This is a genomic window from Nostoc sp. JL31 (assembly GCF_017114965.1).
Classification (GTDB): domain Bacteria; phylum Cyanobacteriota; class Cyanobacteriia; order Cyanobacteriales; family Nostocaceae; genus Nostoc; species Nostoc punctiforme_A.
This window is the reverse complement of sequence record NZ_JABXKO010000116.1, coordinates 36,300-62,284: the sequence shown is the minus strand read 5'-3', so window position 1 is coordinate 62,284 and position 25,985 is coordinate 36,300. Positions and strand designations below refer to the sequence as shown.

The following is a 25,985-nucleotide window of genomic DNA, read 5'->3' as shown; positions in this document are numbered from 1 at the left end:
TGAAGGATAAAAAAATTGTGCGATCACCACTGTTAGGAGCTAAATTGAAGTAAGTAGAGTTTTGGAGTTGATCGTGCTTAAGCAACTCATCTTAGAAAACTGGAAAAGTTTCCGTTACGCCGAGCTTCCACTTGACCCGTTGACTGTTCTGATTGGTACAAATGCAAGTGGAAAATCTAATGTGGTTGAAGCTTTGGAAGTTTTACAAATAGCCTTTACAAGAGAGGATATTAAACCAGCTTTAGTAGGTGATTCAATACTCCCTTCAATTCGAGGGGGTGTAGAATGGGCTGCATTTAAACCTGAAAAAAAATTTACCTTAAAGGTTGTTTTTCAAGGTCAATATATTAATACTGATTATATTTACGCTATCACAGTAAAAACAAAACCTTTCCTTCAAGTTTTAGAAGAATCTATAATTTATCAAGAATCTCAAAATAATTCAGAAGAAAATATTATTATCAGAGATTCTGTAAAAGCTTTGTATTTAGAGGAAAACACAAAAACTATTCATAATTATAATGATGAATATATTTTAAGAGGTAATTTTTTACCTACTCAAACATACCTAACTAATATTATGTTTGTTGAGGGAAATTTTAATTCCCATGAGATGCAAGAAAAAAATATAGATGATTTTTATCATTATATTAAGAGTATTTTTATTCTAAATCCTATTCCCTCTAAAATGCGCTCTTACTCACCAATTAGTGAAAAGCTAGAAACTGATGCCTCGAATATAGCTGGTGTACTAGCAGCATTATCTAAAAAACAGAAAGCGGAAGTTGAAGCAGCTCTATCAAACTACATTAAAGAGCTACCAGAAGGTGATATACAAAAAGTATGGGCGCAAAAAGTAGGTAGGTTCCGTACTGATGCCATGCTCTATTGCCAAGAAGAATGGAAACCTGGTCATATTACAGAAATAGATGCTAAAAGTATGTCAGATGGAACTTTACGCTTTCTAGCAATTCTGACAGCATTACTTACGCGACCAGAAGGCAGTCAACTAGTAATTGAAGAAATAGATAACGGGCTTCATCCCTCGCGTGCAGAATTACTTGTCAGAATACTGCGAGAAATTGGCAGCAAAAGAAAAATTGATATTTTACTTACTACGCATAACCCAGCTTTACTTGATGCTTTAGGTCCAGAGATAGTTCCTTTTGTAGTTGTTGCACACCGCGATAAAGAAACTGGAGAAAGCAAACTTACTCTTTTAGAAGATATTGATAATTTCTCTAAGTTATTTGCATCATATTCTTTGGGTGATATGACAACTAAGGGTGCAATTGAAAGAAGCTTTTCTCATAATGAATAGTTACTAATATGAGAAAGGTGCTACTAATCGATACATCGCTTTTATGCGTTTGGTTACAAGTTCCAGGTAGAGAAACTGCTGGTAATAATAAATGGGATTTTGAGCGTGTAAATCAAAAAATCCAGGTAGAAATAGACAAATCAACAACGCTGGTACTACCTTTAGCTGCTGTTATAGAAACAGGTAATCACATTGCACAGGCTAAAACAGCAAATTCAGAAAGTAAACGTATAGCAGCTCATAAATTTGCTGAAATCATAACTTATGCAGCTGATGAAACTACACCTTGGGCTAAGTTCCGTGAGCAAATTGTCCTCTGGGAAGAAGAACAGTTGAAAGAGTTAGCTGCTAAATTCCCCAATCAAGCTATAGAAAAGACTTCTATGGGTGATGCTAGTATTGTCATCCTAGGTTGGCACTATCACCAAAAGGGTTTTCATGTAGAGTTTTTAACTGATGATGACAAGCTAAAATCTCAAGAACCACCTCCGCCACAGCCACCTACGCGTCGTAGCAGTCGAACAAAAAGGTAAAATATCCTTGAGCGATTACTACTATTTACCCAAAATCGAGATTTTTTAACTAACTTGTCATGAATTAAGTTCGACAGGAATTGTAATAATAAATTCTGTTCCTTCTTTTACAGTAGATATACATTGCAGTTGACCACAATGTTTTTCTACAACAATTTGATAGCTGATAGATAGCCCTAACCCAGTGCCTTTACCGACGGGTTTAGTAGTGAAGAAGGGGTCAAATAATCGCTTTTGTATATCCTTGGGAATTCCAGTACCATTATCGGCAATGCGAATAACTACTTGCCGATTGTCTGTGACTTCAGTACGAATACAAATTACAGGTTATTTTAGAGTTGAATAAACTGATTCAAAACTCTCGAAGATAGCATCAATCGCATTGGATAAAATATTCATAAATACTTGATTTATTAACCCAGCGTAGCATTCTACTAGAGGAAGATTTCCATATTCTTTATCAATAGTAATTATTTGACCTGTTTGCTGATTTATGAGACAGCTTTGTAATATTATTAAAGTACTATCAATCCCTTCATGAATATCAACTATCTTTTTATCATATTCATCGAGGCGAGAGAAATTGCGTAATGAAAGAACTATCTCTTGGATACGCTCAGTACCAAACTTCATAGAATCAAGAAGCTTGAGGTAATCAGCAGTTAAAAATTCTAGTTCCATTTCTGCGATCGCGTCTTCAATTTCTGCTATTGGTGCAGGATAATGGTGTTGGTATAGGCTAATTAACTGTAGTAAATCTTGAGTGTAGTTGAGTGCATAAACAAGGTTGCCAGCGATAAAGTTCACAGGGTTATTGATTTCGTGTGCAATACCAGCAACGAGTTGTTCCAAAGCAGCCATTTTTTCATTTTGAATTAATCGCGCATAGTTATTCTTAAGGGTGCGAAAGCCTACTTTAGCGATTCTAGATTGTTCTTCTACTTGCTCTAGTTGAGCTAATGTTAAAATATGAATTTGGGAATAAGCTAAAAGTAAATGATGGCAATCGAGTAGCTTATAACTAACTGCCTGAGTTTCTATTAAAATCGGCTCATATACAAATTGAGGTTCTCGCTGCAAAGCTACCTTATTTGCTTCTACAATGAGCGTATCCTCAGAAATAATACACACATCTGGCTGAAGAAAGTTAATCAGTTAATAAAGAACTTAAACCTCAGTTAAAAGCAACACTAAAACTGCATCAATAGCAGTCAGCAAAATTGCTTGTGGAGTGAAAGAGAAAGTAATTAAAAAGGGTTTTGGAAATTTTTATGTCTCAGACTGCTGCTCACGGTTGCAGGCTACTGTTTAGAGAAGCAAAGTATTTTATTGTATAATCAACAACTAATGACTCCCCTGGATGGGGAGTCATTTGATATCAGTTAGCTAGCTAAAATGAAATTGGTACATTTTTAAATGCGGCTGTATCTGGCACAAAAATGTCCAAATTATTGATACCATCGGGAACTCTTAGCCAGATATAAGCATCTGCGGAGGCTTGTGGACGTACTTGGAACAAAGAAACGCTTCCTGTTGAGCGATTAAGAGCAACTCCTTTGTAGGTTACGCTAGTGTCAGGATTGCGGGCTGTTGTACTAGCAACTGATATAATATCGCTACCCACAACTCCGTCTGTGGCAAGGCGACGAATACGCATTTGCAGATTTACCACATCACGGTTTCCAGTTTCTGGATCTTTAATTCGTTTTGCTGAAAGTAACTCAACTTCTGCCTTTTTGCCAAAAGCAGGCTGCACAAATTGACCAGGACTAATTGCTGATGTTGTAGCACTAGCTGAGGGTGGTGAGGCTGTTGCTTGTGGAGAAGTTGTAGCTGTCAGACTTGGCGCTTGAGTGGGAATGGTGTTACTGGCTGTACTAGTAGCATTTAGTGTCTGCCGCAATGTAAAAACTTCATAAGCTACATAGCCGCTACATCCCAAAGCCAAAGTAGAGAGTAATACAGCTACACCAGATAAAAATGTACTCACACCGTTGCCTCGATTTCGTATTTCTGTATATGCAGGTTGACTTGGGTTTCTATTTTGTAGTCCCATAAATTATGTTTGTGCGTAGGCGCAGCCCGTCGTAGACATCGCCTATGTATGAAACATGTGAATATCTTCCCTATACTAATTAAGTAACTTTACTGAGCCAATTCTTCTCTCTCCGGAAAGAAATTGTTTGCAAGGTAAAAATATCTGTCTTTGGGATAAGGAAAATTGGTGAGACTTAAGACTTTAAATCAACCACTGGGTGTTTTATTAATATTTTTGACTAGCCAGATAGGATTTAGTTCTATTGCGAAAGCACAAACCCCAGTTGCACCAACAACTACCACAAAATCAATTTGCTCTAGCCAACTGGGAACAGCTATAGATGCTGTAATCAATCGTCCCTTATTTAGTCGGGGGCGCTGGGGAATTTTGATACAACCCCTGTCAACTGGACAAACTCTTTACAGTCGAGACGCTCAAAAATATTTTACTCCTGCCTCTAACCTCAAATTGCTGACAACAGCAGCAGCGTTGCAGGAATTGGGTGCTAATTTTCGGATTCGCACCTCTATTTATCAGAATGGCAATGGTGTTTTACGTGTTGTCGGCAGGGGAGATCCTAGTTTAAGTGATACTGAATTGCAAAAATTGGCACAGCAGTTAAAGCAGAAAGGTATTACTCAAATTCAGCAGTTGAGTGCTGATGATAGTTATATTCAAGGTGATATTGTTAACCCCACCTGGCAATGGGAAGATGTGCAGTCAAGTGATGGCGTACCAGTCAGCAGCTTTATTCTGAATAAAAATATTTTTAGCTTCAAACTTGTACCACAGGCTGTAGGTAAATCTTTGCAAGTGCTGTGGATTGATGCTGGCGAAGCAAAACAGTGGCGGATAATTAATCAGTCAATAACCGTCCCTCAAAATCAACCGAGCTATGTCAATGTTACCCGCGAATTATCAGGAACAGTATTACGAATTCAAGGACAACTGGCAACGAATTCTGAAGAATCTTTAATAGATTTGCCTGTAGTTGACCCTAATTATTACTTCTTACGACGTTTCCGTACTGCTTTAGCAACAGAAAAAATTACATTGGGACAGACATTAGTAGTAAATGGTGGTGTGAATCAACAGGAAATAGCATTTGTAGAGTCGCCACCTTTAGCTGAATTATTAACAGAAACTAATTTAAATAGTAATAATCTTTATGCTGAAGCACTACTGAGAGCATTAGCTGTGAAAAAAACCAGACTGAAAAATCAGACTAGTGCTGATGTCGGTTTAGAAGTTGTCAAAGCAAGTTTAACTAAATTGGGAGTCGATCCAGCTAATTACATATTAGTGGATGGTTCAGGTTTATCACGTCGTGACTTAGTGACACCAGAAGCTTTTGTCCAAACTCTGCGGGGAATGGCAAAAACCCCAACTGCATATATATATCGTGCATCTTTACCCGTGGCTGGTAAAAGTGGAACTCTGAAAGGCCGCTTTCAAAATACACCTGCTGAGGGCATTGTGCAAGCAAAAACAGGTACGTTAACGGGTGTAATTTCTCTATCTGGATATATGAATGCGCCGAAATATGAGCCGCTAGTTTTTAGTATTATCGTGAATCAGTCGGATCAGTCTGCAACAGTTATACGGCAGGCAATTGATGAGGTTGTTGTATTGTTGACACAGTTGCAGCATTGTTAATATTATACTTTTGACTCATAACTTTTTTCATGCCAGCCAAAATCTTACCACCGCCCCTAAAACCTGGAGACTTACTACGAGTAATTGCCCCGAGTGGTGCTTTGCGAGAATTCGAGGAATTTAAACAGAGTCTAGAAATTTGGCGATCGCGTGGTTATCAATTAAAAGTCAGTCCCCAGATAGATGACAAATGGGGTTATCTAGCCGGAACAGACGAAAATCGTCGTCAACAGCTAGCAGCAGCATGGCAAGATCCTGATTGTCGTGGTATTCTCTGTGCAAGAGGTGGTTTTGGCAGCACCCGCATCTTAGAAAATTGGAATTGGCCAAACTCAGGGTCGCCCAAGTGGCTCATAGGCTTTTCTGATATCACAGCTTTATTATGGAGCCTTTATACAGCAGGAATTTCCGGCGTTCACGGTCCTGTAATGACAACTTTGGCAGATGAGCAAGATTGGTCAATTAAGCGATTATTCGATTGGGTAGAAGGTATTTCGTTTACCCCTCTCAAAGGTCGCGGTTGGGGTGGTGGTGTGGTTCATGGTACTTTATTACCAGGTAATCTCACGGTGGCTACTCACCTTTTGGGTACACCAATCCTGCCACATCTGGATGGTGTAATTCTGGCGCTGGAAGATGTTACGGAAGCACCTTATCGCATCGATAGGATGCTAACACAGTGGCGTTTGAGTGGTGCTTTGTCACAAGTCTGCGGTATTGCTTTGGGGGGTTTTACTCGCTGTGAAGCGCCGCCAACTATATCTAGTTTTAGTGTAGAAGAAGTATTGCGCGATCGCTTGGGCGATTTGGGGATTCCCATTGTCTCCGATTTGCCTTTTGGCCATGATAATCCCAATGCAGCCTTACCAGTGGGTGTAGAGGTAACTTTAGATGGAGATGCGGGAATATTAGCGATCGCGCATCCCCATCTAAGTTAAAATCAGATCCGCTTCTGGTCAAACAGTCATAATCCACCCACAGAATAATGTTCTAAATACTTTGGTAAATTCCAATTAATTTTCGGATCTGGCTGATGTTTTACTGGTTCAACATTTCCTCGCCAAGCAGCGCCCATAATTTGCATAGTTTGGCAAATGATTGTATTCCAACCTTTTTCCTTTAAGTAGTCTAAACCTTGTGCTACATCAGGGGAAGTTAAATCATGGAACAAAATTAAAGCATCCTCCTCTGCCAATGGTTCACAAACAATCGTATCATTGAGCAAAGCAGGTCCTTCATGATCGCCATCAATGAAAATCAATGACCACTTGTGTTGTAATTCTTTAGCTAACTCTTCTACCCTTTGTGGGCTATAACCAGCTACTAAATTAACTGATTCAAGAACATTAGCAAGTCGTAGGGAATTACTTACACTTTCATAAACATCTTCTCTGGCTAAAAAAGGATCAATTACATCTAATTCCACGCCACCTAATGCCAGATAACACGCAGACCAACCCCGCAAGCGATGTAATTATAAATAAAATCAAAAATAGCTTATAATAGCCAAGTCATCCTCCTGATTATAAAACTTTAAGTTATTAATTACATGCCAAAAAAATATATACCCAATGCTTTTTTAAAAGTAGAAGATTCACAACTATATGCAATTTTTGCGTGGAGTCAGCGAACCGCAGAAATTATTCCATCAAAATCATGGTTGACGATACTGGAAATATTTATTCACGAACATTCATTAGAGACGGCTTACCAAATATTTCAAAAAAATAAATTAGAACCCATAGCAGAGAAAGTTATTCAGGAGATAAAAAAATATGAGCAGCTTCTTCAAAACGCCTTAGTTTTTTTAGCAGATGGTAGCCTGACAATTTTTGGTAAAGGCTTTCGGAGTTTTATCGAAAAAGAAATGCAATATGAACTTGGTTTATTAAGTAGAGAAACTTACCAAATATTGCCACAATTATTTTCCCAATATCAATTAGAAGATGACTTAGAATCTATTAAAAATATAGAAGACTTTCGTAAATTAGTAGAACATATAGAAAGTCTTGGTTTACTATCCCCTGCTACAGGTTCGATAGATTGGGGTGATTTGAAAAAAACAGTTCCAATTTGTCAAGCATTTGGATTGACAAGAGGTACACCCGTCGATAGATACTACCTCAGCAAATTTCTGAAAGAAATTCAAACCCAAATTGGTGGCAATATCTTAGAAATAGGAGGAACACCAAAAGACAAAGATTTTTATCAAATTAATCCAGGTGCATCATATCAGATTCTCAACTTAGAAGCAGGCCCAGGAGTAGATATAGTTGGGGATGCTCATGATGTATCCATTATTAAACCAGAATCTTTTGATTCAGCGATCATTTTTAACGTCTTAGAACATTGTTATGCCCCCTGGATAGTGGTGGAAAATATTCACACTTGGCTAAAACCTGGTGGGAAATGTTTTGCAATGGTACCAACTGCGATTAGAATTCATGCTACTCCCGTTGACTATTGGCGTCCTTTACCTGATGCTTTCGCCTGGATGTTTAGAAACTTCTTACAGCAGAAGTTGTATGTCTATGGGAACCCTACCACTGTCATAGCTAGTTATCATGGAATAGCCGTAGAAGAACTAACATCTGAAGAACTAGACGCTTACCATCCAGATTATCCCGTCGCAACTTGTATTTTGGCTGAAAAGTAAATCTAAAAGTATGAGGAGAAATTAAATTATTTATGAAAATTAAATTATTTATGAAAATTGCTCTTGTCGCTTGGGGGTATATTCCTGAACCTCCCTTGCCACATTCTGTTTTAACTGTGATACAAGAATACAAACATTTTACCGCTACAATTAGCGAGATGATTGATAAAAACCAATATTCTCGTCCACAAATTTTAGAATATGTTCGATAAAACTTTGATTATAGCCGGATAATTTATCATTATAATGATATCATGCACTATTTTATAAACTTACACAACTAAGGAGTAATTTTTCAGACTGTTAATAATTTAATTCTGTTCAACACAGCTTAAGAATTTACTCCTCAATAATTAAAAATTCCTCTTTTGTTAGTGGGATTATTATGCGAACAATTACGATGATGATTTAAAGATGGAAACTGTAGTTTTTGATTTCAATCATGAAGTGTCAATTATCCTCTGTACCTATAATCGGGCAAAATATCTAAACAATTGCATTGATAGTGTTATTGGTCAAAGTTTTAAAGATTGGGAACTGATTATAGTTGATGATGGCAGCCAAGATAATACTTTTGAAATTGTCAATTCTTATATTCAAAAATTTCAAAACATCCGGTATTTGAAACATCAAAATAGGAAGCTATGGTATGCTAAAAATGTTGGAATACAGGCATCTTTTGGCAAATACATAACATTCTTAGATAGCGATGATGCGTACAAAATAAATCATCTGGATGCGCGAATCGAATATATGAGAGCTAATCCAGAAATTGATTTGATTGAAGGTGGATTCGCAGCCGAAGAAGAGATTTTGGTTGCAGATTATTTTCAACCAGGTAAAAAAATTAATCTCCGAGAATGTGTTTTAGGCCCAACATTTTTTGGGAAGAGACAGGTATTTTTTGAGGTGAAAGGGTTTAATCATATTGCTTATGGAGAGGATACAGACTTTTGGTATCGGGCAGTAAAAATCTTCAGAACCGAAAAAATAACCGAACCTCAAACTTATATTTACACAAGAGCAGAAACTAGTATTACTAAAAGTGTTTTGGAGAATATTTCTTAATCTGATTAACTATCTGGTATGAAGATGATTCTTTTTCTATCCCAAATAAGCCATTATTCTCGCCGAGTCACCGCTTCTGTTTGGCAGATTTTACTTCTAGGGATTGTACTAAGTTCGTTCCTAATATTTTTATCTGGTTGTCAGGGGCTAGCACAGAAGAATGATGGAGTAATTCATTTAACCCTATGGCAAGCAATCAATCCCCCTGCTAATCGGGATGTGTTTGAAAAACTGGTAGACAAATTTAATCAGACTCATACTGAGGTGCAGGTAGAATCTGTCTTTTTAGCTCAACCCCACTTGCCAAAAATATTAACAGCTGTTGTGGGTAATGTGCCTCCAGATATCCTGGCATTCTATCCGCAAATTACAGGTCAGTTAGCAGATTTAAGGGCAATTATACCTTTAGAAGATTGGTTGGACAAATTGCCCATAAAGTCAGAAATCACCCCTAACCTACTTGAAGAATTGCAATTAGACGGTCATCTTTGGTCAGCTCCATTATATACAAGCAACATAGGTATTTTTTATAGACCTAAGCTTTTTGAAGCTGCGGGAATTACGCAAACGCCTAAGACTTGGGAAGAATTGAGAGAAGTTGCCAAAAAACTAACCATAGACCGTAATGGCGACAACCGACCAGAACAGTACGGAATTCTACTGCCTTTAGGGAAGGGAGAATGGACTGTTTTTAGCTGGTTTCCTTTTTTATTAAGCGCTGGCGGAGAAGTACTGACAAATAACCGACCGAATTTAACGAATCCTGGAGCGCTGAAAGCTTTACAATTCTGGCAGCAGCTATTAGAAGATGGTTCAGCAATGCTTTCTTCTCCAGAACGGGGTTATGAAGAGGATGCCTTTATAGCGGGTCGCGTTGCTATGCAAATTACTGGCCCTTGGACTTATATCACGAAATCTAATGTTGATTACAGCGCATTTCCTATACCTACAAATGTTTCTCAAGCTACGGTTACAGGTGGTGGAAATCTTTATGTGATGAAAACTACACTAGCTAGAGAGCAAGCTGCACTCAAGTTTTTAGAATATGTTTTGAGTGAGGAATTCCAAAAAGAATGGAGTATCGGCACCGGTTTTTTACCAGTTAATCTTAAAGCTGCACAAAGTGAAGCTTATCAGCAATTCCTCAACCAAAAATCTTGGTTAAAAGTGTTTATGGAACAAATTCCTCTAGCTGGCGCTCGACCGATTCTTGCTGGATATAGCCGTCTTTCTGACAGTCTTGGTCGAGCTATCGAGGCTATATTGTTGGGTGAATCTCCCGACAAAGCTCTCAAAATAGCACAAGAGCGTTTAGAAACTATTTGGGATAGCAATTAAATGGGACTGAGTAACTCGTTGTATCCTTTAAAGTGTAGTGGCTTGAGTACATAATTAATTATTAGCATTGGGTAATTCAAAATACTCACTAAATGGAGAATACGCTGGCAAGTCATAAACATTAAGGCGATGTAATATATCGATAAAAGTTAGGAATAAACTCCAGCTTTGCGATGTAAATTCCTTTTTAATGTACACAAACCAATTGCTGGTATTGCTCCTAAAATCGCTGCTGTCAGCCCTTGTCCGCTCCAATATAGTATGGGAGTACGGTAGGTTTCTGGAATCAAATTTTGCACAAGAAAAAGCAACCAAACCAAAATAGTAATCCAGAAAAAAGAGATTGAGGGTACAAAATTCCACCACCAAATGCCTGCTGTATATCGCCTCAACACCAGCCATTGGCAAATCCCTAGCCAAATTCCAGAAATTATATATGCGATCGCAGACAAAAATCCGAAAATCAAAGTATCTTCAGAAGATGATGAGGCAATGGTTGAAATGTAGTTAATCCAGGCTGTAGAAACACCGTTGGCAATCAGCCAACCTACACTAGTAGCAAATAGCCACTGCCAACTCGGTAAATATCGGTAAAGGACAAGAGCTTGGTCAGCAGCGAAAATCACGGCAAATACAACGTTACTAAGACTTCTAACCAAAATGCTCCATGTTTGTGGTTGATTAGCAATGTTAGGTGAGAGACTTTGGAGAATAATTTTCTCTAAAGCGATACTAGCAACGCCACCCACAACCCATCCGATGATGGTCATTAAGGTAAACTGAATAAAGAACCTCTGTCGCTGCGATCGCGGAATCAAAAACTTTCCTGGGTTAGGCTCGTTATTAGCAGATGTAAGATGATCGGGACTGTTAGAGTCAGTTTGCATAAGAAGTTAGGAGAGTGAGGGAATAGGAGATCACGGAGATCACGGAGATAGGGGAGCAGGGGGAGAATTAACTAATGCCCTGTTTGGCCAATCCTCAATTAAATATTGATTCTTGTTTTACTCTATTTCTTAATTACCAGTCCCTATTTTCCATTCCCCACTCGCCACTCGCGACTTCCCCAAGGCGAGAATATTATGTCAATAATAACAGTCTATTCTCAATAGAATCTCATTAACCTATTCTTATTGCTAAAGATTTAGGGGTAGCCTATCATAGACATCGCCTTGAGTCTGGGAAACTAAACCAAACGATAAATAGTGATTTTTTGTTAGTTCTTAACCTTGGTTGCGAGCAAGAGTAATTTAGATGCGTTTGCCCTGCCCATTACAATTGCACAAGAACCTTCACTTAATCTTTAAAGAAAAATTAGTATATACACCGTATCTTTTGCGAGTTATAAAAATCAAAATAGGATTACAAAGCATCAAGATAAACTTACATCTTCAATCTGGTTTTACCCAACAAGACTCATACATAAAGACCTAATAATCTTTGTGATTTTCTTCTAATTTGTTGGAGTAAGGAAACCAGCTTTTCAGAGCTAGGTTTAAAGAAAAGTTCAGTCTTAATTCTCTTTGTGTCCTTCAAGGTTTATTACTAGAATGCTGCAAAAAATCTCCTTGGCTTTACTCGGAATGACTGCTGTGGTCATGAGTACGAATCCAGCTAGTGCCGTAACTCTACAAGTCAATAGTGGCCCGTTTTCTAGCTACGCTGATGCCAAAACTGTCACCTTTGACGATGGCACAGCAAATGATCCTAATGGATTTGTTACTTACTCTAATATTACTAGTAACATTGTTCAAGGTAGCGTATCTAGTCAATATGCCTCACCTTATGGAGATAACACCAAATTTCTCACAATTGCTCCAGTAGGTAGTAATGTTGCAGGCGACAGTGGTTTGGTCAATATTAACTTCAAACAAGCTGTTAATTACTTCGGTTTTTATGGAGGTTCATTGGATAGTTACAACTATGTTGACATTTACAAAGGTAATCAGTTGTTAAAGACTTTTAGTGGTGCAGATGTGCCAACTGCTATAGCTAATGGTAGTTGGACTAGCTCTGAAGCTAATATGTTTATCAATCTTGTAGCTGATACAGGAGAAACTTTTGACCGAGTTGTGATGCGCTCAGATGGTGTTGCCTTTGAAACAGATAATCACGCCTATAGACTAGCCCAAAGCGTTCCCGAGCCTAGTGCGATGTTAGGTGTGGTAGCAATAGGTGCTTGTGGTATGATGTCGCTCTTCAAACGCTCACAACAGAAAGTGGCAGTGAAAGGATAAATTTATCAGCATAGCTGTTAAAAACCCTTAAAAATGTGTCTCTACGCAAGCGTAGAGACACATTTTTTATTTTTCATGGAGTTTTCCTCATACATTCCTTTGATACAGAAGTGAGACGTGCATTTCTACATGGGACTCAAAGCAATGATTTCATGGGATAAGCAAAAAAAACAATAACTTGTGGCACTTGCTGGCATTAATACTGTAGTCAAGCCAACCGATCGCTCATATCCAATAATCAAAATATTATAAAATATTACTATTATGCCCTGCTATTCACCTTTTCCTGAAAACCTGCTGGAAAAGCGTAATCCCAGAATGATAAGCTAAACAGTGGCATAAATAGGATGAAGTAATAAATGGGTGTTTATTCAACGACTCCTCATCTCTTACGGGCTGCTCGTGGTGAAGTAGTAGATCGTCCCCCTGTATGGATGATGCGACAAGCGGGACGGTATATGAAAGCATATCGAGACTTAAGAGAGAAGTATCCTTCGTTTCGCGATCGCTCCGAAATTCCAGAAGTAGCAATTGAAGTTTCCTTGCAACCCTGGAAGGCCTTCCAACCAGATGGAGTAATTTTATTTTCTGATATTGTCACCCCCTTACCTGGTTTGGGCATTGACATGGACATCGCCGAAGGTAAAGGGCCAATCATTCACTCACCCCTCCGCACTCAAGAACAAATCGATGCTCTGCATCCTTTAGAACCAGAAGCAGCTCTACCATTTATCAAGACAATATTGCAAGCGCTGCGTTCGGAAGTAGGCGATAAATCAACGGTGCTGGGCTTTGTGGGTGCGCCGTGGACATTAGCAGCTTATGCAGTAGAGGGAAAAGGTTCTAAAACCTATTCCATCATCAAAAACATGGCATTTTCAGATCCGACGATATTGCATCAACTGTTAGCTAAATTAGCAGATGCGATCGCCATCTATGCCCGCTACCAAATTGACTGTGGCGCTCAAGTTGTGCAAATGTTCGATTCTTGGGCGGGTCAATTGAGTCCTCAAGATTATGATACTTTTGCTCTCCCCTATCAGCAGCGAGTTTTCCAGCAAGTCAAGCAAACCCATCCCGATACACCTTTGATTTTGCTAGTTAGCGGTAGTGCGGGTGTGTTGGAAAGAATGGGACAATCTGGTGCTGATATTGTCAGTGTAGACTGGGCAGTTGATATGGCAGACGCAAGAGCCAGATTGGGTAAACAAGTAAAAGTTCAAGGAAATCTTGACCCAGGCGTGTTATTCGGCTCTAAACAGTTTATCCGCGATCGCATCCTTGATACCGTTCGCAAAGCTGGCAACTGGGGTCATATTCTCAATCTCGGTCACGGTGTCTTACCAGAAACTCCCGAAGAAAATGTCGCTTTCTTCTTTGAAACGGCAAAGGAATTGAATCTTGCAGGAGTTAAGAGTTAGGAGTTATGAGTTATGAGTTATGAGTTAGGAGTTATGAGTTAGTAGTTATCAGTTGCGAAGTGCAAAGTTATTTTTAACTCCTCACTTCTCACTCCTAACTTGATTTTTAACTCCTGATTCGGAACTTTTAACTTTATTCTTAACTCTTTAGTTTTAACTCCTAAATTTTGAAAAACTCTTTATGAGCCAGAAGCGGATTTTAGTGACTGGTGCAAGTGGTTGTGTAGGTCATTATTTAACAGAAGCCTTAATTAAAGAAACAAATCACGAACTGTATCTATTAGTTAGGAACCCAAGCAAGCTACAAGTTGATACCAAGGCACGTTCAGGCATCAACGTTTTACAAGGTGATATGCAAAATATTCGCCAGTTTGGCAATTTGCTATCCACAATTGATACAGCGGTACTTACAGCCACAGCTTGGGGTGGCGATCGGACATTTGATATTAATGTCGTCAAGACAATAGAATTACTCGAACTGCTAGATCCCGAACGTTGCCAGCAGGTAATTTATTTTTCGACAGCTAGTGTTTTGGATCGCTACAATCAACCATTGAAAGAAGCCGGGGAAATTGGGACAGATTATATCCGTTCTAAATATGAGTGCTTAGAGAAAAAAGAAAAATTAGCGATCGCACCCAAAATTACCACAGTTTTTCCGACTGTAGTATTGGGCGGTGATGCGAATAAACCCTACTCTGCTGTCACATCTGGTATTACAGAAGTGACGAAATATATTAATGTAATCCGTTTTTTGGAAGCAGATGGCAGTTTTCACTTTATCCACGCACAAGATATTGCCACTGTAGTGCGATATTTAATCGATCATCCTGCCAAAAACGATCAACCACGTCGGCTGGTTTTAGCTCAAGCACCATTAACTGCTAATCAAGCAGTGAAACAAGTTTGTGCTTATTTTGGCAAAAAGATTTACTTTCGCATTCCCATATCTATAGCATTAGCTAATTTGATTATTGTTCTGTTTCGCATTCGGATGGCCGCTTGGGATCGGTTTTGCATGAACTATCGGCATTTTACATACGAAAAATTCATCAATCCCGATAGTTTCGGCTTGCCAAATTATTGTGCAACCATGAGTGATGTTTTGAAAATTAGTGGTGTTGAAAAGGCTAACAATTGATTATAATTTGTGGCTTTTGACAACGTTTGGAAAATATTAGCAGAAAATTATCCTCATCTCGTAGAGAGCGACTGGGGTCATTAGGTATGAGTGAAGAATGGAAAATTACCTCTTTCCTCTCTGCTCTCCAGTCCCTTGATTTGAGTTAAAAATATCAATGGTAAAATAAAACAACTTTAATAAAAAGTCAATAACTCTTTATTTTCGTTAGAGTGGGATAACAATCAAAGTGTGAGGATTGATACTACATGCGAATCTTGTTAGTGTATCCAATATTTCCCAAAACCTTTTGGTCTTATGAAAAAATCTTGGAGTTAGTCGATCGCAAGGTTTTATTACCACCTCTGGGTTTAGTAACAGTAGCCGCGATTTTGCCCCAAGAATGGGAATTCAAGCTGGTCGATCGCAACATCCGCCCTGCAACAGAAGCAGAATGGGCATGGGCAGATATAGTAATTCTCTCTGCGATGATTGTCCAGAAACAAGATTTACTTGAGCAAATCCAGGAAGCAAAAAAACGTGGCAAGCTAGTTGCAGTTGGCGGTCCCTACCCCACCTCTGTACCTCATGAAGTTGAAAATGTTGGCGCAGATTTTCTGATTCTGGATGAAGGGGAAATCACGCTGCCCATGTTTATTGAGGCAATAAAAAGGGGAGACACTTCTGGCACTTTCCGCGCCACAGAAAAACCTGATGTCACCAGCACACCAATACCCCGCTTTGATTTATTAGAATTGAACGCTTATGACATGATGTCGGTACAGTTTTCGCGCGGGTGTCCTTTCCAGTGCGAATTTTGTGACATTATTGTTCTCTACGGGCGCAAACCGCGCACCAAAACGCCAGCCCAACTCTTAGCAGAGTTAGATTGCCTCTATGAATTGGGTTGGCGGCGGGGTGTGTTCATGGTGGATGACAACTTCATTGGCAACAAGCGAAATGTGAAATTGTTGCTGAAAGAGTTAAAAGTCTGGATGGCAGAACACAAATATCCCTTCCGATTTGACACTGAAGCTTCAATTGACTTAGCCCAAGACTCAGAAATGTTGGAGTTGATGGTTGAGTCTGGTTTCTCGGCGGTATTTTTGGGAATCGAAACGCCGGATGAGGATAGTTTGCAAATGACCAAGAAGTTTCAAAATACTCGCAGTTCTCTAACTGAGGCAGTTGAAACTATCATCAAAGCGGGATTGCGCCCAATGGCTGGGTTTATCATCGGCTTTGATGGCGAAAAAGCCGGCGCAGGCGATCGCATCGTCCGTTTTGCGGAACAAGCAGCAATTCCCTCAACTACCTTTGCCATGTTGCAAGCGTTACCTAATACTGCGCTTTGGCATCGTCTGAAAAAAGAAGGACGATTACGGGAAAATCAAGATGGAAACATCAACCAAACAACATTGATGAACTTCCTACCCACCCGTCCTCTAGAAGAACTTGCACGAGAATATATTGAAGCATTCTGTACTTTATACGACCCAGTACAGTACTTAGATCGCACCTATCGCTGCTTCTTGATGATGGGTTTGCCGAGTTGGAAAGCCCCAGCAAAAATGCCAGAGTGGGTAGTTATAAAAGCGTTGCTGATTGTAATTTGGCGACAAGGAATCAAACGGGAAACCCGTTGGAAATTCTGGCATCATTTGTTCAGCATTCTCAAGCGTAACCCTGGAGTTATTGAACATTACATCGCAGCTTGCGCCCACAACGAGCATTTTCTAGAGTATCGCCAAATTGTCCGCGATCAAATTGAAAGTCAGCTAGCTGAGTATTTAGCACAAGGTGCAGAAACGCCTTATGTGCTAGTTAAGGAAAAAGCTGAGGAAAAAGCTGAAGCAGTAGTTAGTTAAGGGTGGTAAATTGCAAACCGCAAATCCCCGATTTATCAAAGAAATCGGGGATTTTGTTCTAATACCATTTCTTTGTGAGGCTGCGCCAAACCCTTTTAACCTCTTCTTTCTTTCTTTGTGTCCTTCTCTAACGAGACGCTGCGCGTAGCTTGCTTCCCCGAAGGGGTATGCGGTTCGTTTTTTTATTTTGCTTTTCCAATTCCAGTTATTTGAAAAATTAACTCTGCCGCTTTACTCATTAGCGAAGTGTTAATCTCAAGTTGATAATTCCCCTCTTTTAAAACCTCTATCACAACTTTACTGAAATCTGCGTTACCTTTCCTCGCACCCAAACCATTAATTGCACATTCAATTTGCCTCACGCCACAACTTAAAGCAATGAGTGAATTATCTACCGCCATACCCAAATCATCATGACAGTGTACTGAAACTACAACTTCGTTAATATTGGGTACTCGATTAAAAATCATTTGCAGAAGTTGCGAAAACTCTTCTGGCGATGCCAAACCTAAGCTATCAGGAATACTAACAGTAGTAGAACCACTCTTAATTGCAGTTTCAATAGATTTACACAAAAAATCTGGCTCACTTCTAGGAGCATCAAAAGCGCTCCATTCTACATCATCACAGTAATTGCGTGCCAGAGAAACACTCTCTTTGATTGTTGCTAATACTTCTTCTTTGGTTAATTTAGACTGATTTTTCAGATTTACCGGAGTATAAGTGTGAATTCTAGCTCTGATTGCTGGTCTAATTGCTTCAGCAAGAGTGATTATTTCATTTGAATTTGAACTAGCTAGTCCACAAATAGTAGAATTTTTAATTATTTTAGAAATATTAAAGACTTCATCAAAATCTTTTTGAGAACTTGCTGGATAACCAACTTCAATAATATCTACTCCCATTTCTTCGAGCAATTGGGAGATGATGATTTTTTGTTGTAAATTCATCTTTACACCAGGCGTCAATTCTCCATCACGCATGGTGGTATCAAAAATAATTATTTTTTGATTATTGTCTGACATATTGGCTAGAGATAGCGATCGCTTACATCAAATGCAATATTAAGGAATATCCTCACTTAAGAAAACTGTCTCTAAATCCCGATAACCGCTGACAATACGTACAACTTACACACCGCCATCAATAGGGCGATAAAATATTAAATAATCTTCTACTGGAAAACTCCGTAAACCGCGGGCAAAATTATCGAAACTTTGCCCCATATTAGGAAAATCAGCCAATGATAATACTAGGCGATTATTACTAATGACAAATGACAAATGACGAATTAGTTAATTCGCCGCTGTCTGAGCTTCTTGATAAATTATTTCTTGAAACTGGATCATATCTTTTTGCGGATCGGCGTGGCTAACTTTCACCACTATCTGTTCGCCCAAGTTCACAGAACGTTTGAAAGCCATTGGCAACTGCAAGCCCAAATCTTCTAACAAAATTAGGGCTAAGTTGCTGTCTTCTCGCAGCCACATCAACACTGTCACATCCCAAGTTTCCTCTGGATGACGGCGTAAATACTCTAGAGCATAATATCTATTAGTTTGTCGTTCCACCATCGTCACTTCTTGGGTGATACTGGTGACAGTCATCATCACTTCTTTAAGTTGATCTGCGGAAAATGGCAGAACTTCACCCCGCAAATGGGCTTTAATTTGAAAGTGGGTGAGTAAGTCACTGTAGCGGCGGATGGGAGAGGTTGCTTGGGTGTAAGTATCCAAGCCCAAACCAGCATGACGCAAAGGCGTAATGCTCATTTCACTCTTGGGCATACAGCGACGCATAGCGCAAGCGCGAACGAATCCGGCTGGAAGTAGAAGCAATTCCTCATCTGGAGGTAATTCTGGTTGCGGTTGACCGCGAAAGGGCAAAGGGATGTTATGAGTTTTACCATAACGGGCCGCAACTTCACCGGCAACAATCATCATTTCTGCTACCAGTTGCCGCGATGGGGAATCGTCTAAAATATCAATGTGGATCTCCTCACCTTTGACTTTGATCGTCGCTTCGGGCATGGTGATGCTAATTGCCCCTTGGGCGTAACGCCAAGCTTTACGCCGCTGTGCCCAAGTGGCGATCGCAGCTATTTCTGGTTCTGCTTGTACCCGCAATTGCAGCATTTCATCTACATCTTCGTAGGTGAGGCGATAAGTCGGCTTAATAAAGCTGGTATGAATGCTGTAATCTTCTACTCCCCCAGTTGTACCCAAAATAATCCCGAAACTCAGGGCGCAACAAACTTTTCCCTGGATCAGACTCATTGGCCCAGTTGCCAACACCTCTGGAAACATGGGAATCATTCCCGTCGGTAAATAGACTGTACTACCGCGCTTTCTGGCTTCCAAATCTAATTCATCTTCCGGTACTAACCATCTTGTGGGATCGGCGATATGCACCCACAACCGTTCCCGTCCATCGGGCAGTACTTCCCAACTTAGACCATCGTCGATCTCTGTGGTAGTTTCATCATCAATGGTGTAAACCTTCAGGTGAGTCAGATCAAGGCGGTTTGCATCTGAGTCAATCGGCGGGAAATCCAAACGCTGTTGCGCCACTTCTAATACCTTATGAGGAAATTGAATCGGAATTGAAGAACGACGCAGGAACAAGTTTTCATAAGGACTCCAGCAACCCAAATCTACCAATAGTTGAAAGGCTCCTTGGGGTGTTGTGGGCCGTCCCAGCATGGTCATAGTTTCTAATACTGGAGCGCTGGGCGGATAAGCGCGAGCCAAGGAGTCATAATTAACCCCCGTCCGCACCGTGTCAGCTATTAGCGCTGCATATTTTTCTAGTCCTTCTAAGCGCTGGCGATCGTGGCGCTGCCACTCTACTGCTTCACCTTTGAGCGCCTGCTCTACACGAGTTAAAAATTCCTGCTGTCCTTTAGCTTTTAGTGCCTCTACTTCCAGTTGGTGCTTGCGTTCTGCCACTTGAGCAGCAGTTCTCGGCTCGTAAGCGTCTCCTTTTTGCTTGAAATAAAGTTTGTCGTCTGATAACAAGCAATAGGCGGCGTAACGAGGAGGCGCGGCTGATTCTGAAAATAGCAGATTCGCCATTTGGTCTGGGGTAACTGTTTCCCCATCTTCAACCAGTAATTCCCAAGCCACTTCTAAACTAGATGGGTCTAAATAAGGCTTGATCTGCTCCAAAAAGCTGGCAATCTCAGAAGCCTTGTAAGTCTGTCCGGTAACTGTATAGGTTATTTGTCTAGGCGCGAGGCTGTGGGATTGACCACGTTCGTCTACCACAAACCAGCGGGTTTTACCGTCTGGACGTTCTACGATGCCCAGACGGCGATCGCCTTGAACCCTAAATTCAACTAGCGTCCCCTTCTCCACAACTCTCGCACTCTAATTTGGTGAACAGTTTAAATAGTTTTAAGTTAGGAGTTAGGAGTTAGGAGTTTTGATTCTTAACTCATCACTCATAACTCATTACTCTTTTTAGCCTTCCGCATTGATAAATGGCAACAAAGCCACAATCCGCGATCGTTTAATTGCTAATGTCAACTCTCGCTGTTGCTGAGACGTAAGCCCGGTAATCCGACGTGGCAGTATCTTTCCCCGCTCGGTGACAAACTTACGCAATAAATCAACATCTTTATAATCGATTGGTTCTCCTGGCTTGATCGGAGAAAGGCGACGACGGAAATAACTCATCTTTTTTACTTAATTTCCTTGTGAACGGTATGTTTGTTGCAGTGGGTGCAGAACTTTTTCAGTTCTAGCCTGTTGGTGGTGTTGCGGCGATTCTTAGTACTGGTATAACGTGAAACACCAGCAGAACGCTTATCTGAATTTGTCCGGCACTCAGTACACTCTAGTGTGATAATAATGCGGGCACCTTTACTCTTAGCCATAATCTTACAAACAGTGAAGCCTGAAGAGAAATTAACACAAATGACTATCTTCTCACATTCCGCCGCATATTTTCAACTAATCTTTTAATTTTTATATCGAGCGAGTAGCCACGACGCGACGAAACGATGAAAGTTCCACAATAGCGATCGTGTAAAGCCTGCCGCATCTGGGTATCAGAGAAGGCAGTCCCACAATCAATTGCTAGGGGAATTACTAGCAGTATAGCAGTGGGATTAGCTCTAATATTGCTCAGGGCAATTGACACTAATAAAGCACCCAAACCGATAATCGCCTCTCGCTTCACCAGTGAGAGCAAATCGGGGATTCTGCCCACTACTTCTCCATCTTCGACTTCCAACACCTTTAAATCGAACGCCCAACGCCCTAAACTTTGCCCTTGATTGTTATATGGCACCAGCACCCGCGAAACTAGCCAAAGTATGACAAAAACTAAGATTTCCACAAATTGAATCCCGATATCGCCGCCTCCCAGCAGGGAACTGACTAACCAGACACCAAGGAAATCAAGTCCTAATGCCATACCTCGTCGCCCAATCTCAGCTTTGGGATAGTGTTTTTGGGGAAGTCGTTCGATAGTCATACACAATAGGTATTTTTATTTAGGGGTTGGGAAATAACGATCGCTCCTGTTTTTAATATTAAGATGATGACTTGGCTAGTTGCTGCGCTGTAAAGGAACAAAAACCAGCCAACAAAAATTTGTACAACTACCAACTGTACAACTCAAAAATAGGATTAAGCAGCTATGGCAGTTTTCATACCCTGCTGGTACTTGGTTGGCATCTCATAGAGTAGCCGCTACACGTCATGAATGCAACATACAGTAGGGTTGTACATCTGTATTGTATTGTTGTAGAAACTTCATTTTAATTAATTTGGAAGTTGTATCTATGACACATCTGTTTACTAAAACAGCTATTAGTCTGGTGACGACTACTGCTTTAACGTTAGCGATCGCCATAAACACGAACCACCTAGCTCATGCTGCTGAGTTCAAATTTAACTGGACAGGAGACACTGGTTATTTAGCTCAAGGTTCATTTAACTACGATACAACAACTGCTCCCAGCGTCATTTCTGAAACAGGCTTGGGAGCTACGAAGAACTTGCAATCTCTCTCAATTTCCTTCTTTGATCCCTTGAGTAATCTCATAAATAGTTTCACTCCGGTGCTTAGTGGGATATCTAACTACGGCTTTTTGAGATTCAACTTTGATAGCACTACCGAGCAAATCTTTGGCCCTTTTGATGTTGGCAAGGATGATGAGCTTCCTGGCGACACATGGCTTAATAATAATCTCGCACTCATAGACGAAGGTTTTAGTGATGAGGTTCTAGCGAAAGAATTTGGTTTTAACAATAGAGATACGGCAGGCACAAAGCAAATACTAGATTTAAGTAACAATTCGGTTCAGGTATCCAAAGTCCCCGAAGGAAGCATAATTATCGGTTTACTAGCAGTGTGTAGCTTGGGACTTACCACTTATAGAAATCTAGACAAAGCTACCCAAGAATAAAAGAAAAGTCGGAGGCGATCGCTATGTTATCAGTCAGCGATGCACAAGCAATTATTTTAAATTTGGTGCAGCCGTTGGATCTTCAACGGGATACAGAAGTTGTAAATTTATTGACAGCAGATAGTCGCATTTTGGCAATACCTGTCACCAGTCCGCTAGATTTTCCCCATTGGGATAATTCGGCAATGGACGGCTACGCAGTTCGTTATGAAGATGTACAGCACTCTAGCACCGAACAACCAGCCATTTTGAAAATTGTTGAAGAGATTCCGGCTGGGTATCAGCCGAAGTCTACGATTCAACCAGGGCAAGCCGCACGGATTTTCACAGGTGCGGTAATCCCAGCAGGTGCGGATACTGTAGTTATGCAAGAGAAGACACGCCGTGAGGAAAACCGCGTGTTTATCCTGGATGTGCCAAAACCGCAAGGATTTGTCAGACGCAAAGCATCTTTTTATCAAGCTGGAACACAACTACTACCAGCAGGAATTAAGTTAAATGCCTCAGAAATTGCTGTCTTAGCAGCTGCACAGTGCCCGCAATTAAGTGTTTACCGCCGTCCGCGTGTGGCAATTTTTTCCACAGGTGATGAGTTGGTGACAGTCGATCAACCGTTGCAACCAGGGCAAATTGTGGATTCTAATCAGTATGCGCTGGCAGCTTTAGTGAGGCAAAGTGGTGCAGAACCGTTAATTTTAGGCATTGTGAAAGATGATCCAGTTGCTCTGGAGAAAGTCATTGCCCACGCCATTGCGATCGCTGATATAGTTCTTTCTTCTGGTGGCGTCTCAGTGGGAGATTATGACTATGTGGACAAAATTCTAGAGTCACTAGAAGCAAAAATCCACATTCAGGCTGTACAGATAAGTCCAGGAAAACCCCTTACCGTCGCCACTTTCCCAACTCAAAATTCAGCACTATACTTTGGTTTACCAGGAAACCCTGCTGCTGTGTTGGTGACATTTTGGCGGTTTGTGCTACCAGCAGTCAAGAAACTTTCGGGAATTACTGAAGGTTGGGAACCACTATTTTTGAAAGTGCGATCGCATGATGAATTGCGATCGGATGGCAAACGTGAAACTTACCTTTGGGGTAAATTGCATTTAATTGATGGAGTTTATGAATTTCACAAAGCTGGTGGTAGTCACAGTTCCGGCAATTTAATTAATTTAGCTCAAACCAATGCCTTAGCTGTTCTACCTGTGGGTCAAACAGTAATTTTGCCACAAGAAGAAGTGCAAGTTTTACAGCTTAGTAACAGGTAATGGGGAGTAGGGAGTCAGGAGTGAGGAGACAAGGAGACAAGCTAACTTTTCACGTTATGTGGAAAAGCGCACGAAAAACCTAACCCCCTAACCCCCTTCCCGACACGGGAAGGGGGAAAATTCAAAGTCTCTCTCCTTTTAGGAGAGAGATTTAGAGAGAGGTTTTCCAGATACCGTGAAAAGTCAGGGAGACAAGGAGGAATTATTGAACAAGTCTCTCCCTTGTCTTTTCTCCATGCCCAATCCCCAATCCCCAATCCCCAATCCCCAATCCCCAATCCCCAATCCCCAATCTTAAAATATCTGCTCAAAAGCCTCAATTAGGCTGTTAACTTCCTCAAGGGTGTTGTAATGCACCATACTCACCCGGACTATTCCACCTTGGGATGCTAAACCAAGGTATTCAATGAGCCGTTTAGCATAAAAGTCCCCGTAGCGAATTCCTATATAATGTTGGTCAATTTTTGCTGGAATGGTTGAGCTATTAATTCCATCGACGACAAAAGATATAGTTGGTACACGGAATTGACGGTCAGCCTTTGCTTGACCAATCACTCGCACATTAGCCTTGCTGTTGAGGTAATTTAGGAGGCGATCGCTAATATGTTCTTCATGTATGCTAATTAAATCAAACGCTTGCACCATTTGATTTCTCAAATCAGGTGCAGTTTCATTTCCGTAGTGCAATTGTGCTAATTCACTTAAATAATCACATAAACCTAACATTCCATAACTTAATTCAAAATTGACATTTCCTAACTGAAATTTATAAGGTATGTCTGTCTGGTCAATAAAATAATGGTTAAGACCAGGCAATCTTAATAAATGTTCTTCTTTTCCATAAAGTAAGGCATGGTGAGGCCCATAGACTTTATAACAACTCAAAGTATAAAAATCAACATCTAAATCTTGGACATCAACTAATCTATGAGGTGCATAAGCTACACCATCTACACAAATCATAGCGTTGCGATCGTGTACAAATGCAGCAATTTCTTTGATCGGGTTGATGGTTCCCAGAACATTAGAAGCATGAGTCAAGGCTACCAGTTTTGTGCGCTGACTCATCAATGGTTCTAAATCTGCTAAATGAAGTTCCAAAGTATCTGGACGAACTTGCCACACTTTAACCTTCATTCCTTGTTTTTCAAGAGCTACCCAAGCACCAATATTGGCCTCATGGTCACAATTAGTAACAATAACCTCATCACCAGGTATAAAGGTTTGACCCAGAGACATTGAGAGAACTTTCAACATCATTGTAGTAGATGGGCCCATAACGACTTCTTTAGAAGAATTGGCATTAATGAAAGTAGCCATTCCCCTAATTGCTAAAGCCAATCGTTCTCCAGCAAGTTGAGAAACCCCATAAGAAGCTCCCAACTGGACATCAGAACTTAGGAGAAATTCGCTAATTCTATCTACTACTTTTTTCAAGGTTTGTGACCCACCAGCATTATCAAAAAAAGTCCATTCACCAGCTAGAGCCGGAAAATATTGACGAACTTTATCAAGATTCAAGAGCATAGTATAAGTTTTATAGAGAATGTTCTTTACCCTAGCCTACCTTCTGACAAGTCGCCCAGAGAACATCTATATTCTCTTTTGATGTTTGCATCTGATTGTGACAGCCTTCTTGCTCTAGACATCTGGTGAAAAAGTATGTAGAAAGATGTAGCACTGCTATGTCTCTACAAGCGTTCTAGATCGTGCATATTATTTAATATCGTGCATATTATTTAATTTCTGGAGATGTCTTCCGCAAAAACCTATCTAAAGAGGGTATACTTAAACCCATAAAGAGTATTTTACTATTTGTAACTATACAAGTTACACCCCTCCCCAAACCTCACTCCACTTGCTTTTATAGCAGGAACGCTAAGAGCGAACAAGTGAGTCCGGTCGATCAAGGTAGTGGCAACCCTTACAAAAGGGAGAGTGGTTGGGTATTTCTGTATCTCACGTTGGCGTAGCCTCTATCTTTGACAAGCTGTTGGCGTTCGTAGAGAAGTTGAAATATTCTGTATTTAACTTCCAGCAACTATTAA

At 40.3% G+C, this 25,985-nt stretch carries 24 protein-coding genes and 1 pseudogene; 14 read left to right on the top strand and 11 right to left on the bottom strand.

All coding sequences use genetic code 11. The annotated features are described in order from the left end of the window. Positions 1-73: 73 nt before the first annotated feature. Positions 74-1,321: an AAA family ATPase gene (locus tag HWQ43_RS30270; RefSeq protein WP_292740528.1), complete on the top strand. Its 1,248-nt coding sequence runs from the start codon at positions 74-76 to the stop codon at positions 1,319-1,321. An 8-nt stretch (positions 1,322-1,329) separates the two neighbouring features. Continuing rightward, positions 1,330-1,854, top strand: coding sequence for a hypothetical protein (locus tag HWQ43_RS30265; protein ID WP_292740526.1), 525 nt, complete (start codon positions 1,330-1,332; stop codon positions 1,852-1,854). A 57-nt stretch (positions 1,855-1,911) separates the two neighbouring features. On the opposite strand, the pseudogene HWQ43_RS30260 reads toward HWQ43_RS30265, so the two are convergent. Together HWQ43_RS30260 and HWQ43_RS30255 are read right to left on the bottom strand one after the other, a co-directional pair. Continuing rightward, a pseudogene (locus HWQ43_RS30260) lies at positions 1,912-3,009 on the bottom strand (ATP-binding protein); the annotation flags it as partial. A gap of 235 nt (positions 3,010-3,244) precedes the next feature. Further along, positions 3,245-3,844 (bottom strand): hypothetical protein, encoded by a 600-nt coding sequence (locus tag HWQ43_RS30255; protein ID WP_292740583.1) that lies wholly within the window; start codon positions 3,842-3,844, stop codon positions 3,245-3,247. Between the two features lie 234 nt (positions 3,845-4,078). On the opposite strand from HWQ43_RS30255, the gene dacB reads away from it, so the two are divergent. Beyond that, on the top strand, positions 4,079-5,548 hold the full coding sequence (dacB, locus tag HWQ43_RS30250) for a D-alanyl-D-alanine carboxypeptidase/D-alanyl-D-alanine-endopeptidase (protein ID WP_292740525.1): 1,470 nt from the start codon (positions 4,079-4,081) through the stop codon (positions 5,546-5,548). Between the two features lie 29 nt (positions 5,549-5,577). Further along, a complete protein-coding gene (locus tag HWQ43_RS30245) occupies positions 5,578-6,486 on the top strand; it encodes an LD-carboxypeptidase (RefSeq protein WP_292740523.1) in 909 nt (302 codons plus the stop codon). Between the two features lie 26 nt (positions 6,487-6,512). On the opposite strand, the gene HWQ43_RS30240 is transcribed toward HWQ43_RS30245, so the two are convergent. Next, the gene (locus HWQ43_RS30240) at positions 6,513-7,013 is read right to left on the bottom strand and encodes a class I SAM-dependent methyltransferase (RefSeq protein ID WP_292740521.1); all 501 of its coding nucleotides are present in this window, start codon (positions 7,011-7,013) and stop codon (positions 6,513-6,515) included. 84 nt (positions 7,014-7,097) lie between these two features. Between HWQ43_RS30240 and HWQ43_RS30235 the strand changes: the two genes are divergently transcribed. From HWQ43_RS30235 to HWQ43_RS30220, 4 genes are all read left to right on the top strand, one after another. Then, positions 7,098-8,204 carry a methyltransferase domain-containing protein gene (locus HWQ43_RS30235; RefSeq protein ID WP_292740519.1) on the top strand — a complete coding sequence of 369 codons (1,107 nt, stop codon included), beginning with the start codon at positions 7,098-7,100 and terminating at the stop codon, positions 8,202-8,204. A 32-nt stretch (positions 8,205-8,236) separates the two neighbouring features. Further along, complete coding sequence (locus HWQ43_RS30230) at positions 8,237-8,416, top strand: hypothetical protein (protein ID WP_292740517.1); 180 nt, start codon at positions 8,237-8,239, stop codon at positions 8,414-8,416. A 202-nt stretch (positions 8,417-8,618) separates the two neighbouring features. Then, complete coding sequence (locus HWQ43_RS30225) at positions 8,619-9,272, top strand: glycosyltransferase family A protein (protein WP_292740515.1); 654 nt, start codon at positions 8,619-8,621, stop codon at positions 9,270-9,272. Positions 9,273-9,290: 18 nt separating this feature from the next. Further along, positions 9,291-10,610, top strand: a complete 1,320-nt coding sequence (locus HWQ43_RS30220; protein WP_292740513.1) for an ABC transporter substrate-binding protein — start codon at positions 9,291-9,293, stop codon at positions 10,608-10,610. 149 nt (positions 10,611-10,759) lie between these two features. On the opposite strand, the gene HWQ43_RS30215 is transcribed toward HWQ43_RS30220, so the two are convergent. Beyond that, entirely contained in the window at positions 10,760-11,497 is a 738-nt protein-coding gene (locus HWQ43_RS30215) for a hypothetical protein (RefSeq protein ID WP_292740511.1), read from the bottom strand. Positions 11,498-12,160: 663 nt separating this feature from the next. Here HWQ43_RS30215 and HWQ43_RS30210 point away from each other — a divergent pair. The 4 genes from HWQ43_RS30210 to HWQ43_RS30195 all read left to right on the top strand — a co-directional run bounded on the left by HWQ43_RS30210 (position 12,161) and on the right by HWQ43_RS30195 (position 17,256). Continuing rightward, entirely contained in the window at positions 12,161-12,847 is a 687-nt protein-coding gene (locus tag HWQ43_RS30210) for a PEP-CTERM sorting domain-containing protein (RefSeq protein WP_292740509.1), read from the top strand. Between the two features lie 359 nt (positions 12,848-13,206). Further along, a complete protein-coding gene (gene hemE / locus HWQ43_RS30205; RefSeq protein WP_292740507.1) occupies positions 13,207-14,268 on the top strand; it encodes a uroporphyrinogen decarboxylase in 1,062 nt (353 codons plus the stop codon). Positions 14,269-14,449: 181 nt separating this feature from the next. After that, entirely contained in the window at positions 14,450-15,409 is a 960-nt protein-coding gene (locus HWQ43_RS30200; protein ID WP_292740505.1) for an NAD(P)-dependent oxidoreductase, read from the top strand. A gap of 248 nt (positions 15,410-15,657) precedes the next feature. Then, complete coding sequence (locus HWQ43_RS30195; protein WP_292740503.1) at positions 15,658-17,256, top strand: B12-binding domain-containing radical SAM protein; 1,599 nt, start codon at positions 15,658-15,660, stop codon at positions 17,254-17,256. A gap of 182 nt (positions 17,257-17,438) precedes the next feature. Here HWQ43_RS30195 and HWQ43_RS30190 read toward each other — a convergent pair whose 3' ends face one another. The 6 genes from HWQ43_RS30190 to HWQ43_RS30165 all read right to left on the bottom strand — a co-directional run bounded on the left by HWQ43_RS30190 (position 17,439) and on the right by HWQ43_RS30165 (position 21,735). Next, positions 17,439-18,281, bottom strand: a complete 843-nt coding sequence (locus HWQ43_RS30190) for a 2-isopropylmalate synthase (RefSeq protein WP_292740501.1) — start codon at positions 18,279-18,281, stop codon at positions 17,439-17,441. Positions 18,282-18,386: 105 nt separating this feature from the next. Further along, positions 18,387-18,500, bottom strand: coding sequence for a type II toxin-antitoxin system RelE/ParE family toxin (locus tag HWQ43_RS30185; protein ID WP_292740499.1), 114 nt, complete (start codon positions 18,498-18,500; stop codon positions 18,387-18,389). A 51-nt stretch (positions 18,501-18,551) separates the two neighbouring features. Then, on the bottom strand, positions 18,552-20,612 hold the full coding sequence (locus tag HWQ43_RS30180) for a ribonuclease catalytic domain-containing protein (RefSeq protein WP_292740497.1): 2,061 nt from the start codon (positions 20,610-20,612) through the stop codon (positions 18,552-18,554). A 105-nt stretch (positions 20,613-20,717) separates the two neighbouring features. Further along, positions 20,718-20,933: a 30S ribosomal protein S18 gene (gene rpsR, locus HWQ43_RS30175; protein ID WP_012411240.1), complete on the bottom strand. Its 216-nt coding sequence runs from the start codon at positions 20,931-20,933 to the stop codon at positions 20,718-20,720. Between the two features lie 5 nt (positions 20,934-20,938). Continuing rightward, complete coding sequence (rpmG, locus tag HWQ43_RS30170) at positions 20,939-21,133, bottom strand: 50S ribosomal protein L33 (RefSeq protein ID WP_012411241.1); 195 nt, start codon at positions 21,131-21,133, stop codon at positions 20,939-20,941. A 44-nt stretch (positions 21,134-21,177) separates the two neighbouring features. Next, on the bottom strand, positions 21,178-21,735 hold the full coding sequence (locus HWQ43_RS30165; protein ID WP_292740495.1) for an RDD family protein: 558 nt from the start codon (positions 21,733-21,735) through the stop codon (positions 21,178-21,180). Between the two features lie 310 nt (positions 21,736-22,045). Here HWQ43_RS30165 and HWQ43_RS30160 point away from each other — a divergent pair, with 310 nt between their 5' ends. Beyond that, positions 22,046-22,672 (top strand): PEP-CTERM sorting domain-containing protein, encoded by a 627-nt coding sequence (locus HWQ43_RS30160; RefSeq protein WP_292740493.1) that lies wholly within the window; start codon positions 22,046-22,048, stop codon positions 22,670-22,672. A 23-nt stretch (positions 22,673-22,695) separates the two neighbouring features. Then, positions 22,696-23,937, top strand: a complete 1,242-nt coding sequence (gene glp, locus HWQ43_RS30155; RefSeq protein WP_292740491.1) for a gephyrin-like molybdotransferase Glp — start codon at positions 22,696-22,698, stop codon at positions 23,935-23,937. Between the two features lie 294 nt (positions 23,938-24,231). On the opposite strand, the gene HWQ43_RS30150 is transcribed toward glp, so the two are convergent. Next, positions 24,232-25,464 carry a cysteine desulfurase-like protein gene (locus tag HWQ43_RS30150; RefSeq protein ID WP_292740489.1) on the bottom strand — a complete coding sequence of 411 codons (1,233 nt, stop codon included), beginning with the start codon at positions 25,462-25,464 and terminating at the stop codon, positions 24,232-24,234. Between the last annotated feature and the right edge of the window lie 521 nt (positions 25,465-25,985).